The 14,425-nt window shown below is 50.0% G+C and carries 11 protein-coding genes and 1 tRNA gene; 7 read left to right on the forward strand and 5 right to left on the reverse strand.

The features are described 5' to 3' along the window. Positions 1-596: 596 nt before the first annotated feature. The 4 genes from A8O25_RS01420 to purL all read right to left on the reverse strand — a co-directional run bounded on the left by A8O25_RS01420 (position 597) and on the right by purL (position 5,235). The gene (locus tag A8O25_RS01420; protein ID WP_066829745.1) at positions 597-1,181 is read right to left on the reverse strand and encodes a 50S ribosomal protein L25/general stress protein Ctc; all 585 of its coding nucleotides are present in this window, start codon (positions 1,179-1,181) and stop codon (positions 597-599) included. Between the two features lie 155 nt (positions 1,182-1,336). Beyond that, a complete protein-coding gene (locus A8O25_RS01425) occupies positions 1,337-2,269 on the reverse strand; it encodes a ribose-phosphate pyrophosphokinase (protein ID WP_066829748.1) in 933 nt (310 codons plus the stop codon). A 576-nt stretch (positions 2,270-2,845) separates the two neighbouring features. Next, a tRNA-Gln gene (locus A8O25_RS01430) sits at positions 2,846-2,918 on the reverse strand. A 94-nt stretch (positions 2,919-3,012) separates the two neighbouring features. Continuing rightward, complete coding sequence (gene purL / locus A8O25_RS01435; RefSeq protein ID WP_066829751.1) at positions 3,013-5,235, reverse strand: phosphoribosylformylglycinamidine synthase subunit PurL; 2,223 nt, start codon at positions 5,233-5,235, stop codon at positions 3,013-3,015. Between the two features lie 742 nt (positions 5,236-5,977). Between purL and A8O25_RS01440 the strand changes: the two genes are divergently transcribed. After that, positions 5,978-6,388: a hypothetical protein gene (locus A8O25_RS01440; protein WP_066829754.1), complete on the forward strand. Its 411-nt coding sequence runs from the start codon at positions 5,978-5,980 to the stop codon at positions 6,386-6,388. 1 nt (position 6,389) lies between these two features. Next, positions 6,390-6,620 carry a hypothetical protein gene (locus A8O25_RS01445; protein ID WP_066829759.1) on the forward strand — a complete coding sequence of 77 codons (231 nt, stop codon included), beginning with the start codon at positions 6,390-6,392 and terminating at the stop codon, positions 6,618-6,620. Positions 6,621-6,652: 32 nt separating this feature from the next. On the opposite strand, the gene A8O25_RS01450 is transcribed toward A8O25_RS01445, so the two are convergent. After that, positions 6,653-7,480 (reverse strand): transposase, encoded by an 828-nt coding sequence (locus A8O25_RS01450; protein WP_193788613.1) that lies wholly within the window; start codon positions 7,478-7,480, stop codon positions 6,653-6,655. 614 nt (positions 7,481-8,094) lie between these two features. Between A8O25_RS01450 and A8O25_RS01455 the strand changes: the two genes are divergently transcribed. The 5 genes from A8O25_RS01455 (at position 8,095) to pth (ending at position 14,265) form a co-directional block, all read left to right on the forward strand. Further along, positions 8,095-8,826: a hypothetical protein gene (locus tag A8O25_RS01455; RefSeq protein WP_066829761.1), complete on the forward strand. Its 732-nt coding sequence runs from the start codon at positions 8,095-8,097 to the stop codon at positions 8,824-8,826. Between the two features lie 652 nt (positions 8,827-9,478). Next, positions 9,479-10,984, forward strand: coding sequence for a F0F1 ATP synthase subunit beta (atpD, locus tag A8O25_RS01465; RefSeq protein ID WP_066829767.1), 1,506 nt, complete (start codon positions 9,479-9,481; stop codon positions 10,982-10,984). Between the two features lie 165 nt (positions 10,985-11,149). After that, entirely contained in the window at positions 11,150-11,398 is a 249-nt protein-coding gene (gene atpC / locus A8O25_RS01470; protein WP_066829770.1) for an ATP synthase F1 subunit epsilon, read from the forward strand. Between the two features lie 588 nt (positions 11,399-11,986). Next, a complete protein-coding gene (locus tag A8O25_RS01475; RefSeq protein WP_066829772.1) occupies positions 11,987-13,114 on the forward strand; it encodes a trans-sulfuration enzyme family protein in 1,128 nt (375 codons plus the stop codon). 590 nt (positions 13,115-13,704) lie between these two features. After that, positions 13,705-14,265 carry an aminoacyl-tRNA hydrolase gene (gene pth / locus A8O25_RS01480; RefSeq protein WP_066829932.1) on the forward strand — a complete coding sequence of 187 codons (561 nt, stop codon included), beginning with the start codon at positions 13,705-13,707 and terminating at the stop codon, positions 14,263-14,265. Positions 14,266-14,425 lie beyond the last annotated feature (160 nt).

Consider the following 14,425-nt stretch of genomic DNA (forward strand, 5'->3'; position numbering starts at 1 on the left):
CCTCTGGGAGAAGGTTAGGATGAGGGCAAGTTCGTTGCTTTTAGAATAGTAAAGGCCAAGCAGAAGAAAGGCACGGAAGTAACTTCCGCGCCATAGTAGGTTTTTATTGAAAGTAATCTCTGGCGCGAGTCTTCAGACTCGTGCCGATGAGTGGTTGGAGTCTCCAGACTCCTGTTTCACAAAATTCCCAGCTCGTGGTTCCCGGCGAGTCTGGAGACTCGCAGCACATGTAAGCACGAGTTACAAACTCGCGCCAGCGAACTATTCTTTACACATTCTTCTTAATCGCCAGCGCATTAGATTTTAAAATCAATAATCAACAAAGACCAATCAGCCATTCTTAAAAGACCCCGTAGCGTCTGGAGGACCTGTGAGCGTCTGTGCCAATAGCGCACCCAATCCTGAAATTAACTTAATCCTATAAAATCCTGCATCTGACAACTTGAATTGTCCTTCTTCCAGCGGGAGCAGTAACACCGCCATTTCTGTTTTTGGCCTATTTTGGCTAAAACAGCCCGGAAACAGAAAGGCCAGAAAACAAAACATCCTGTTCCGCAGGGCGAAACAGGATGTTTGAGACAATTTGAATGAAAAGACTATTTCTTGCCTTTTTTCTCCTCGGTCTGAGCGCTTTTCAGAGCTCTTGGGATGGTTACCGTAGCCACTGGTGAAAGCGGGTTGGTCAGGATGGTGTAGTCACCAGGCGTGATTTTGTTCACTTTGATAGACTTACCCAGCTCCAGGTCAGAGATATCAACCGCGATTGAATCTGGCAGGTTAGCTGGAAGTGCTTTCACACGCAGTTTACGCAGTTTGGTCACCAGTTTACCACCGGCCATTACCCCTGGAGAAGTACCTACAAAACGTACAGGCACATCAATTTTCACTTCTTTCTCGTCTTGCAGCAACAGGAAGTCTACGTGCAGTAACTGCTCGTTCACCGGGTGGAACTGCAGGTCTTGCATGATGGCTTTGTAGTGTGTGCCTTCAATGTTCAGGTCAACCTGGTAAACCTCTGGAGAGTACACCAAGTCACGGAACAGGATAGCTGGGGCAGAGAAGTGAACTTGCTCAGCACCGCCGTACAACACACATGGAACTTGAGCTTCCTCACGAAGCGCCTTTGCTTCGGATTTACCGAGATTTGCTCTTTTAAACCCTATAATCTCTAAGCTTTGCATAAAAAATAGTTAAAAATAAAAAATGGAAAAACACTTTTGAAGTAGCAAATATCACGTATCAAGACACAAGACTTCTTTTTTTGTGGTGATGCCCCAACAAAGGCAACCGGAGTACTTCTTCTAACTAATATCTAATAACCAACAACTACCAACTGTTAGATAAACAGCGAGCTGATGGAGTCATGGGTCACCACGTTGCTGATGGCCCGCGCAAACAGGTCTGAGAACGTAAGCACCTTAATTTTTGAGCTTTCCTGCTTTAATGGAATGGTATCTGAAATCACCAGCTCCTCCAGCACAGACTTCTCAATGCGCTCATAGGCCGGGCCAGACAACACCCCGTGGGTAGCAATGGCTCTCACCGTTTTGGCACCTTTTTCTTTCAGCAACTCGGCGGCTTTGGTTATGGTTCCGGCAGTGTCTACCAGGTCGTCTACCAGCACCACGTCCATGCCCTCCACGTCACCAATCACCTGCATGGAGGCAATCTCGTTGGCCCGCTTGCGGTGCTTGTCACACACCACCATTTCCACGCCAAACACTTTGGCGAAGCTTCTGGTACGTACCACCCCTCCCACGTCTGGCGAGGCGAAGATCAGATCCTGCCCCAAATCCAGGCTGCGCAGGTACGGCACAAAGATGGCTGAGCCGTCCAGATGGTCCACCGGAATGTCAAAGAAGCCCTGAATCTGACCGGCGTGCAAGTCACAGGTCATGAGGCGGTCAGCGCCCACGCACTGAATGGCGTTGGCCATCACCTTGGCCCCAATAGAGACGCGCGGCTTGTCTTTTCTGTCCTGGCGGGCGTAGCCGTAGTACGGCATCACCACAATCACCTTGTGCGCCGAGGCACGCTTGGCCGCGTCTACCAACAGCATCAGCTCCATCAGGTTGTCGGCCGGCGGAAAGGTAGACTGAATCAGGAATACCTCACACCCCCGCACTGACTCGTTGAAATGGACAGAAATCTCACCATCTGAAAAACGTTGAACCGTGATATCACCAAGCGGAAGGCCATAGGCATCAGCCACTTTTTCAGCGAAATATCGGGAGGCGCTCCCGGAGAAAAGCTTAACCGTAGGGTTCATGAGGAGAAGAGGTTGCCGAATGAAGTCGCAAAATTACTTCTTATTTTGGAAGGGTCAAACCTATAGCCTGTAAATACCCGTACTTTTTAAGAAATATTAAGTAAAACTACAGACGGGAAAGAGGGGAACAGACATTCAGGATTTAACTTAAAATTACCCACCCTCCCGCTGGCCCCTTCTCCTGTCCTGCCAGAACGATCTCTGGCAAATTAGATACGGGGAGCCAGTTTTGTTACCGTTCGCGGCCCAGATCTTTTCAGGATGACAAAAGAAGAAAGTATACATCAGTACAGCCATCCCTTTGACAGCAATTACTTTCAAGCCCCTTCTACCGCAAACTTAGCGCCAGCATAGCGTGCGGTTTTGATATTACCAGTTTGTCACTGGCCCTGCACCTGCCGGAAATCTAACCTGACCTCATTTCCTGTTTTTAGCCTGTTTTGGCCAAAACGAGCCAAAAACGCATTAACATGTTGAGAAGCGCTTTTGAAGGGAGGCCGCATGCAAAATGAGAGCCTTTCCGCCGCCGGCGGAAAAAGAAAAAGCCCCTCAGATTTCTCTGAGAGGCTTTCTAGGTTGTCCGACCAGGTTTCGAACCTGGACTCTTCTGAACCAAAATCAGACGTGTTGCCAGTTACACCATCGGACAATCTCCCTTAGACAGCGTTGCTATCGTTTGGTGATGCAAAGGTAGGAAAGATTTTATTCAGCGCAAATTTTAGGAATAAAATTTTTCAGAAAATTTATTCCATAATCCGCTCCAGGGCGGTGTCATAGCTGTTTTTGATGTCCTGGATAGCATGGAACGTCTCCCCGTCTACCACGCAGTTCTGGGCCGTTACCGTACCAAGTTTCGTGAAAGTCAGGCCGTTGCCAGACACCAGTTTCTCAAACGCCTCCTGCTGGGCAGGGCTTACGCTTACCACCACGCGGCTCTGGCTCTCGCCGAACAGGTAGGCATCTTTCCGGAAATTTTTATCGGTGACCACGTCAAATCCGAACTCATTAGCCATGGCAGATTCCAGCAAGGTGATGTACAGACCACCGTCGGCACAGTCATGGGCAGATTCCACCAAACGTGCTTCAATCAACTCTTTCACGGTCTTCTGCACCAGTAGTTCCTCGTCCATGTCAAAAGCCGGGGCCGGTGACAGTTTCACGCCTTGGTACGAGTACAGGTATTCGCTGGAAGCGATGTCATTTTTAGCGGCACCTAATAAATAGATGGCATCCCCTTCGTTCTGGAACGCCAGGGTCATCACGTTGGCTTTGTCCTCCACAATGCCCAGCATACCAATAGTTGGGGTCGGGAACACAGGTCCTTCATCTGACGACTGGTTGTAGAAGCTCACGTTTCCGCCGGTCACGGGCGTACCCAGGGCAGTACACGCTTTGCCCATGCCTTTGATAGCGCCCACAAACTGCCAGTACACCTCGGGCACATACGGGTTCCCGAAGTTGAGGCAGTTGGTAATGGCCACAGGCTCACCGCCTGAGCAGACAATGTTACGGGCGGCTTCGGCCACGGCAATGGCGGTCCCCTGCTCAGGGTCGGCGTTCACGTAGCGGCTGTTGCAGTCAACGGTGATGGCAATGGCTTTGTCAGACCCTTTCACCTTCACAATGCCTGCATCTGCCGGGCGGTTGGTGGTGAGGGTAGACGCGCCAATCATGGAGTCATATTGTTTGTACACCCAGCGTTTAGAGGCAATATTGGGGTGCGTGGCCAAAAACTCAGCTACTTCTTTATAGTTAGTTGGCTCCTGCACGGAGTCAATGGTGAATTTCTGGGCTTCTGCGAAGTACGCTGGCTCGCGGTATTCTCTATGATATACTGGAGCGCCGCCGCCCAACACTAAATCTTCGGCGGGCACATCAGCCACTAGCTCACCGTTCTGGTAGTAGCGCAGGCGTTTGGTATCGGTTACTTCGCCAATCTGGGCACAGGACATGTCCCACTTGTCGCAGATTTGGTAGATGAGGTCTTCAGAACCTTTCTCCATCACCACCAGCATGCGCTCCTGGCTTTCTGAGAGCAGGATCTCAAACGGCTGCATGTTGGCCTGGCGGGTAGGCACTTTGTCCAGCCAGATTTCCATGCCGCTTTCGCCTTTGGCGCTCATCTCTGAGGTAGAGCACGTGATACCGGCCGCACCCATGTCCTGCATACCCACTACTTTGTTCGTGGCCAGAATTTCCAGCGTAGCTTCTAAAAGCAATTTCTCTTGGAAGGGGTCACCTACCTGCACAGACGGCAAATCGTTCACGGAGTCTTCGGTGATGTCTTTAGACGCGAAGGCCGCGCCGTGTATCCCGTCTTTGCCGGTGGCAGAGCCGATGATAAATACCGGGTTTCCTGCTCCGTGCGAGGTGGCGCTGGCGGTTTTGCCTACTTCCACAATACCCGCCGAAAAGGCGTTCACCAGCGGGTTCACGTTGTAGCAGTCGTCAAAGAACAGCTCGCCGCCCACGGTGGGTATCCCGAACGCGTTGCCGTAATCGCCAATTCCTTTCACCACGCCTCTTAACAGACGCTTGGTTTTGTCTGAGTTCAGATTCCCGAAACGCAGGGAGTTCAGCTGCGCGATGGGGCGGGCACCCATGGTGAAGATGTCGCGGTTGATCCCGCCCACGCCAGTGGCGGCACCCTGGTACGGCTCCAACGCCGACGGGTGGTTGTGTGACTCAATCTTAAAGGAGCAGGCCAAGCCTCCCCCAATGTCTACCAGACCAGCGTTCTCCTCGCCCGCCTTCGCCAGCATGCGCGGCGAGTCTTTAGGCAAAGTCTTGAGCCAGACAATGGAGTTTTTATAGGAGCAGTGCTCAGACCACATCACTGAGAAAATACTCAGCTCAGTGAAGTTGGGCGTGCGGCCCAGTATTTCTTTGATGCGGTCAAACTCTTCGGGTAACAGGCCCAGTTTCTGGGCGGTATCAACGGTGGTGAGCGTGGTCTGGGTTTCCAAGACGGATTTTGGTTTGGTAAGACGAGGGCAAAAATAAAGATTTCTTTGAGAAGCAGCGGCCTAAATGCACACTCTTTTACTAGGCGTTTCCGGCCTGTTTTTCAGAAAACAGCTCCAAAACAGGAAACTTCAGCTCTGGACTTCCCTTGTGAGCACCGGAAATTCCTCAACCCAAGCCATGGCTTGCCAGCGCCATGTATGCTTGCTGCCCCACCCTTTCCCCTGCCAACAGGGATCTCCCCTGGCTACCCCTGCAGAATGTTCCCCTCTCAGGAGGGCCTTACCCTTCCGGAGTTCTACTCCGGAAGCAATCTGCCGGGGAGTTCAACTCCCCTTTTTATCTGCGGCTCCCGGCGGAGTGGAACTCCGCAGCAGGCAGGTTCGGGAGTAGAACTCCCGAATAGCTGGACCAGCTGGACGGAACCTCCCGAACAGCTTGGGCTAAAAACAAAGGCACCTATTCTCTTTTGTCCTCCTGTGAGGATCTTGGTGGAGAACAAGAGAAACCTGTTTTGACTGCCTCTGCCGTTCGCCTGCCAGGTTCTTCCAGAATTATGCGAGCTGGGCAGTGCGTTTCCGGGCTGTTTTTCTGAAAACTGCGTCAAAATGAAGGAATTGTTACGACTAGGTTAGTGAGTTGTGACGGGCCGGTTAAGTTTTGGTTAAGCTTGCCGGCGGGGCTGGATTGGCTCCAAAGGACTTCGTAGACTTACACAGGTTCTCAAATTAACCGCCCGAAACCATGGCAACTACAGAGAAAAACACCGTCACGCTGGTAGTCTACTACAACGCCACCCAACCCATTGCCACACTTATCTTAGACAAGGAAGACGAATATCTGGCGTGGCTGGTAGACAGCCTGGACGTGGTTCCCTGCGGAAACTACTATTGCCTGCGGCTGACCTGCGCGCAGGAGTTCCGGCAGGCCCGCCGCATTTTCCCGGCCATTGGCTTCACCAGTCGGCATGTGCGGTTTAGGGGAGTTTTAAGAAAAGCAGCCCAGAAACGCATTTCTCCCTCGGCGGCGCCGGAAGAAAGAACGGTGGTTTTTCAGGAGCAGCCCACCACGTTTGCGGTGAAACTGGCCGCCTTCACCGGGCTTCGGTTTGACTGGATAAAGTCTGTTTTCAAAACCTCGTTAACCGGCATATAAGATGACTACCGCCACCACCCTTTGGTTCTACCTGAAATCGGCTTCGCCAATCTACACCTACACATTGCCCAGTCAGGACAAGCGGCTCCCGCAGGTGTTGGAAGATGTGCGCATGATTAAGCACGGCAGCCACATTTTCATTCATTTGCGCAGTGAGTTTGAGTGGGAACGGGCCCTGCATTTGCTAGGCGAAACCAAAACCAAAGTAGGAGTTTCTACTACAGCTGCATAACAGTTGTCTATCCTCAATCACTCAGAACCTGTTTAGAGTTTCTCACTTTTGTTTATTTTCCTGATAAAGAGCACAGTGAATGCCAGCAGATGCAGTGCCATCCAGTTCAGCGCCTTTGTCTCGAACCGGATCAGCAGAGCCTTGAAGCTGTCGAGCCAGGCATTGGCGTGCCCAATGACGGCCCTGTTCTTGAAGAGCTCCTGGTCAAAGCAGACATACCCTTCTTCCCCTCTGCCGTTCCTTGGGTTAAGGGCGATGTTGGCCTCGATCTCCATTTCCGCGCACAGGCCCCTGAATGCCTCCGAGTCGAAACCCGCATCAGCGTTGAGGAACAGCCCCTCAGTCCGGATGCCCGCCCCCCGGAGCAAACCGCAGATCTCCCTGAAAACCCTCTCTATCTCGAAAAGATCATGGTGGGCGCCTGAGACAGGCCCACTGCAGGCCAGCAGCAACCCCTTGCTGTCAGACAGGAACAGGCTGTTGCAGGTCCTGGCCGCTTTCCGGCCCTGGTAACCCACATGCTCCCCGCCGTTCTTGCAGAGGGTCTGGCTCCCGTCCAGCTGCATGGGGGAGAGGTCCAGCAGCCTTCGCCTGCTCTTCAGAAGCTGCGTCCAGGCCTTCTTCAGGCTGCCGTCCGCTGACCACTTCCTGAAGTGGTGGTACACTCCCTGCCAGCTCAGGGCCGCTCCTTGGAAGCATGCCCTGGTAGGCAGCTCCCGCCACTGGCAGCCCGTCTTGGGCCGGTAGAGAATCGCCGCTATGATCTCTGAAGGTTTCACCTGCAGCTTGGAGCCTCTTTTGCCCACGCTCAGATGAGGGACTATCCATAGGTTTATGCTATCTTCGCTTATGACTTCCATCGGAGTAGGGCTAGGTTAAAGATGTCTTTGCAAACACTTTTACCTGACTATTCCTTTGGGGGTTAAAAAACTCTAAACAGCTTCTAATATAACAAATGCTCTTTGCTTAACAATTAAGCTTCTGGTTTTGCAGATCTAGTTGGGTAGTCTATTTCTCAGCTTCACAAGCTTTCACTTGCATGCAGACGCCCCGCTGTTTGTTGTTTTCGGCCTTAAAAAACACGTTTAATATAAATTAAAATCCATTCCGCATGCTGGGTTTCATTAGTATATACCATTTACAAAGAATAAAGTCTTGATAAATCTTTGGATATCTAAAAAAACTTATATCTTTCCTGCAATATTAAATAATTGAAAAAAATATAAATATATAAGCAGAAAGCATTGGTGACTTCTACCTCACCGATAGCGGAAGATCCTGACACAGCGCTTTATCTGGAGGTAGGGGTAGCTGATAAAATAATTTATATGAAAATTTTGCAACTACTTAGCTTTTCTTTGAAAAAGTTTTCAAAAGGAATGTTTGGGCTTTTACTTTAAATCTAGCTTTGTTTGCATGTGTATTTATTTTTGACTCATGTATGCATAGTGATAATGAAGAACCTATAAATGCGATGGCTAAAAATAGATTTCTGTCTGCTTTAGACTCTAATAAAAATAAGGTAGGCTCAGTGGTTTTTGGCAAGGATAATAAGAAAGGGAAAAGTTCTAACAATTATTCTAGAATAGGTCAAGAAGCATTACATGAGCCCATATATCTAGAGTTCCCTACCGAAACAAATTATGAAACCAGAGATTTAGTTTATACGACAACATCAATTCAAGAACTCTCTGATTTAGTAAGTTATTCTAACGCTATTGTTCAGTATGAGCCCACTCCCACTAATTCTGATTACTTTATTGATGTGCCAGTCGAGAATGTCATCAGCAGTTTAAATCCTTTAGTTGAGGAAGCAAAACAATACCTGTATGCAAAAGGATTTACAAATCAGGATGTTCAAAATATGCTGGTACAGGAAGGAGGGACAGAGCTAGATTTGATTCCCTTTGTAATGTCACTAACTCAGGTTGAGGCTAACCAATCTGTTAGTTTTAATTACTCTAGTTTTTTTGTAAACTCTGCTTCCGCTAGAAAAATTGAAGCAAATGACTACGTAGCGTGTGCAGCTATTGCCATCGGAGCTGATATACTTTGGGCGTTGTCTACATCAAGTGCGTCAACATGGTCAATTCCTTTAATGACTAGGGCATTTGGGGCAGTTGCTAAAAGAGTGTTAGGACCCATAGGAGTTGCTATAGCGGTAGTGAGCTTCGGTACTTGTCTGGCCGCTGCCACCCAAGATTAGACGTGAAGCTTATGAACCTAATGTATATTATAATCATACCTTTAGCGCTTTTTGGAATATACAAAAGGGGTACAGAATTAATCTCTTTGTTAAAAAAAGGCGATAAGGCTAGAGCAAAAATATCATTACTTTTCCTGTTTCTTATTATAGCTATTAGTATCGCTATGATTTTTGCAATAAATAAGATTTAACTATTTTTTTAAACTTAATTTTTTTCCTTCCCTTGAAGAATCGGGTATATATGACTTTTCTTCCCTTTATAAATAGGCTGCAACTCTTGGGGTAGCCTATTTTTCATGCTTTTTTACATTAGGTTTTAACAAAGTAGCCAAGAGAATCACTCTAAATTGTTTTAAGCTCAAACTGGGAATCCTGCATTTGATAGCATAGCATTTCAAAAGCATAACAAGCAATAGTAGCCAAAGCCTGGGCAAAAGTATGCCGCCTTTGTTTATCCCATCGGCAAGATTTTATGAATTTGAATATAGGACTAGAAAGTGTGTCCGAGGAAACATGTTCAAGTTTAGTACTTAGAGGGAGGCATTTCATGCCTAAAACTTTTTCACTACTTCTATGGAAATCAAGACAGAATGCCCTATTTTTGCAGCCTGAAAGAAGTGAGTATCTATCTAAATTCTTATAAACCAACCAAATGGCGAATATTGGCAGAATTACCCAAGTAATCGGCCCTGTAGTGGACGTTAGCTTTTCGGGTGAGAATTCTAAGTTGCCCAACATCATGGATGCCCTGGTAGTGACGAAGGACAACGGTGCCCGCGTGGTACTGGAGACCCAGCAGCACTTAGGCGAAGACAGAGTACGTACCATTGCCATGGACGCAACCGAAGGGTTGACCCGCGGCATGGAAGTAACTGACCTGGCGGCTCCTATCTCTATGCCTACCGGCGACAACGTGCTAGGCCGTCTGTTCAACGTGATTGGTGATGCCATTGACGGTATTCCGCAGCCTGCCAGCCAACTGGACCTGCCTATTCACCGCAATGCGCCTAAATTTGAAGACCTTTCTACCTCTACTGAGGTATTATACACCGGTATCAAAGTAATTGACCTGATTGAGCCTTACTCTAAAGGAGGTAAAATCGGTTTGTTCGGGGGTGCCGGGGTAGGTAAAACCGTATTGATCCAGGAGTTGATCAACAACATCGCCAAAGGCCACGGTGGTCTTTCTGTGTTTGCCGGTGTGGGTGAGCGTACCCGTGAAGGGAACGACTTGCTGCGTGAGATGATTGAGTCTGGCATCGTGAAATACGGTGACGAGTTCATGGAATCTATGGAGCACGGCGGCTGGGACTTGTCTAAAGTAGACGCTAACGCGTTGAAAGAGTCTAAAGCTACCTTCGTGTTCGGGCAGATGAACGAGCCTCCTGGGGCCCGTGCCCGTGTGGCCTTGTCTGGTTTGACCATTGCCGAGTCTTTCCGGGACGGTGACGGTACCGGTGCCGGCCGTGATATCCTTTTCTTCATTGACAACATCTTCCGTTTCACGCAGGCAGGTTCTGAGGTATCGGCCCTTTTAGGTCGTATGCCTTCTGCGGTGGGTTACCAGCCAACATTGGCGACTGAGATGGGTGCCATGCAAGAGCGTATCACGTCTACCAAGCGTGGCTCTATCACGTCTGTACAGGCCGTTTACGTACCTGCAGATGACTTGACGGATCCGGCTCCAGCTACGACTTTCGCTCACTTGGATGCCACCACCGTACTTTCCCGTAAAATCTCTGAGCTTGGTATCTACCCTGCGGTAGACCCTCTGGATTCTACGTCCCGTATCTTGACCGCTGACATTGTAGGCGAAGAGCACTATAACACTGCCCAGCGCGTGAAAGAGATCCTGCAGCGTTACAAAGAACTGCAAGACATCATCGCCATCTTGGGTATGGACGAATTGTCTGAAGAAGATAAACTGGTGGTTCACAGAGCACGCCGTGTACAGCGTTTCTTGTCGCAGCCGTTCCACGTGGCCGAGCAGTTCACTGGCTTGAAAGGGGTATTGGTTGACATCAAAGACACCATCAGAGGCTTCAACGAGATCATGGACGGTAAGCATGACAACCTGCCAGAGGCCGCCTTCAACCTGGTAGGTACCATTGAAGACGCCGTTGCCAAAGGACAGAAAATGCTGGCCGAAGCAAAGTAAACTTTGAGTTCTGAGTCTTGAGTTCTGAGTCTTGAGTCTTCTAAAGATTCTAGTTCAGAGTTTAAGACTCAGAATATAATTAGTTTTATTCCTTCTAAGTCCGAATTCTGAGTTTATCAAAAGATAGACTCAAGACTCAAGACTCAGAACTCAGAACTCATAGCAATGTATTTAGAGATCATCACCCCAGATAAGAGAGTATTTGAAGGCGACGTGACTTCAGTGAAGTTTCCGGGCATCAATGGTGGGTTTGAAGTGTTGAACAATCACGCCGCCCTCATCAGTGCCCTGGCCAACGGACCGGTGCGCATTACCCCTGCCTCTGGTGCTCCCGTTGAGTTCCAGATTGACGGTGGGGTGGTAGAAGTGCTGGACAACAAAATCATTGTACTGGCCGAAGCTGTCACTGCCTAAGTCTTTCCTGTTTTCATCTTTGAAAGCCCGCCCTTCTGCCAAGAAGGCGGGCTTTCGCTTTTATAGGCGTTTGGGATGTGTTTTGGGAAAAGTAGGCCAAAAACGGAAAGGAAAACAATAACACTTATCCCATAGAATCTGTAAATCTTTCTTCCATTGAACAGTCTTTGCCGCTCCCTTCTATCATCTTAGCTTCCCATTCTTTTTCTCTCTTTTGTCATCCTGAAAGGATCGAACAGCATTCCTATAGCCATCAGTTCTCTACATTAATTCCCTTCATTCCCGCCGGAAAAATGGCAGCATAGGCTGGTATTCAAATTTACTTGAAGTCAAATTCATTACAGTCCGCCCACAGGGTCCTTTCAGGATGACAAAAGAGAGAATAGAACACGAAAGATAAAATTGACTGTAAGAAAGGATAAAGGAATCAAAAATTTTTATGTTCAAGAATAATAGAAAAATGATGAGAAAGAAGAAAAAGCCCAATGTAAAAATGCCACAGCTACGTAACTTACGCTCCTACTGAAAGACCGCTATCACGGGCAATACCTTTCACATTCTTAATTCCTAATTCTGAATTCACAAGCCGTGTCTATAAACCCTAAAACCACCCCTATCTACCAAACCTCGGTTTTCACCTTTGACGACCTGAACGCGCTGGAAGCCTACTTTGAGGAGCCCGGCCAGAGCTATATGTACACCCGTTACGGCAACCCCAACAATGAGGAGCTGGCGCAGGAGATCAACCGGCTGGAGCAGGGGCAGGGGGCGGTCATCACCTCCTCAGGCATGTCAGCGATTTTGACGGCGGTGCTGGTGTACGCCAAGGCCGGTGACCACGTGCTGTGCGCTGAGGAGATTTACGGGGGCTCGTCGTCGCTGCTGTCGCAGGAGCTTACCCGGCTGGGGCTGGAGGTAACCTACGTGCCTTCGGCCGAAATCTATGCGCTGGAGGGGTATGTGCAGCCCAACACCAAACTGCTGCTGGCCGAAACCATCAGCAACCCCATGATGGTGGTCACTGACCTGGCCCGGCTGGCCGAAACCTGCCACGGCAAAGGGATCAAACTGGTAGTAGACAACACTTTCGCCTCGCCTATCCTTACCCGGCCGCTGGCGCTGGGGGCTGACCTGGTGATCCACAGCGTGACCAAATACCTTGCCGGCCACAGTGACGTGACCGCGGGCGTGGTCATTGCCCAATCTGAAGCAGAGGCCAAACGCGCCGCCCAGATCATGCGCACCTGGGGCCTGAACCTGAGTCCGTTTGACAGCTGGCTGGCCGCCCGAAGCCTCAAAACCCTCAAGCTGCGCATGCGTGCCCATGCGGCCAGCGCCCTGGCCGTGGCCCAGTGGCTGGCGCAGCACCCCAAAGTACAGGCTGTTTTCTACCCCGGCCTGGCCTCACACCCGCAGCATGAACTGGCCCAAACACAGGGCAACGGCCTTTTTGGGGGCATGCTGTCCTTTAGAATGGCAGATGACCAAGAGGCCGTGAACCGGTTCATGAGAGCCTTGCAGCAGATACCCTTTGCACCGTCATTGGCGGGGGTCACCACCTCTCTCTCCTACCCATTGGGTACGTCGCACCGCGGGCTGACCCGGGAGCTGCAGGAGAAGATGGGCATAACCGGGGGGCTCATCAGGCTGTCGGTGGGCATTGAAGACGCAGCCGAGATTATTGCCGATCTGGAGCAAGGACTGGCGGCGGTGTAGCCTTTCTGTTTTCGGGCTGTTTTTCTGAAAACAGCGAAAACAGAAAGAGGAATAGCCGTTTACCGCTGGCCCAGGATACGCGTGAGGGATAGCAGCGGAAAGCCCACAGGGCGAGGCACGAGCCCGAGGACTTGCAGCGGATAGCCCGACCCGCCAGGGGCACGCCCTGAAAGAGTTCTGAGTCTTAAGTTCTGAGTCTTGAATTTGGAGTGGGCCAGGAATAAACATTGCACCTTTTTCTCAAACGTCTGTTTGAATTCGCCTTTTGTGATGCAGGTGAAAATATAAAGCCCCTGTATCCCTTTTCCCCTCGCACCGGCGCGCTTCCAAACTGCTCAGAAACTGCTTAGGTAGAACCTTCATCTGCTCTGTTTTGCCTGCAATTCAACTGGATACCAGCTCTGACCTGACCAACAACTCACACCCCCTGCTCTGGTTTCCCACCTTTAGATTATCTTCAGTTTGGGGCTGTTTTGAGAAAAGTAGCCCTAAAACAGAAAGACGCTTACCTTTGCACCATGCTTCACCGTTTAATGAGCTGGTTTACTGGGAAAGGGCAACCCGCCCCGGCAGATGACACTCCTGTTGATATGAAATACTTACTGGTGGGCCTTGGCAACATTGGCCCTGAATATGCAAACACCCGCCACAACATTGGGTTCATGGTGCTGGACCACCTGGCGAGCAAGCACGGGGTCTCTTTTGACACCGGCCGCCATTCGTTTGTGACTGAATTCAAGACCAAGGGCAAACACTTTACACTGGTCAAACCCACTACCTACATGAACCTGAGCGGCAAGGCGGTGGCGCACTGGCTGAGCGTACTCAAGATCCCGGCCTCGCAGATGCTGGTGATCACAGATGACCTGGCGCTTCCGTTTGGCAAACTCAGAATGCGGGCCAAAGGCAGCGCGGGCGGCCATAACGGGCTAAAGCACATTGAAGAGACGCTGGGAACGAATGAATACCCGCGACTTCGGTTTGGGGTAGACGCGCAGTTCTCCAAAGGCCGCCAGGTAGATTATGTGCTGAGCCCGTTCTCAGAAGATGAGCAGATTGACCTGGGCACCTACATTGAGAAAGCCGGCGACATGTGCATTTCGTTTGGGGCCATAGGCCTGGAGCGCACCATGAATTTCTTCAACAAGTAAGGTGTTGAGGCCCCCAAAAAGATGGGTCTGAAAAAAGTTTCCAAGTTTTTGGGGCTGGTCTGACTTTCTATCCCGGGTCTTTACGTTCTGCTGAACGACTGGCATGTGTACTACAAAGGGAAACCCTAGCCAGATACAAAGCCGCTTCTCAGGACCTGGC

The sequence above is a fragment of the Rufibacter ruber genome, assembly GCF_001647275.1.
GTDB lineage: Bacteria > Bacteroidota > Bacteroidia > Cytophagales > Hymenobacteraceae > Nibribacter > Nibribacter ruber_C.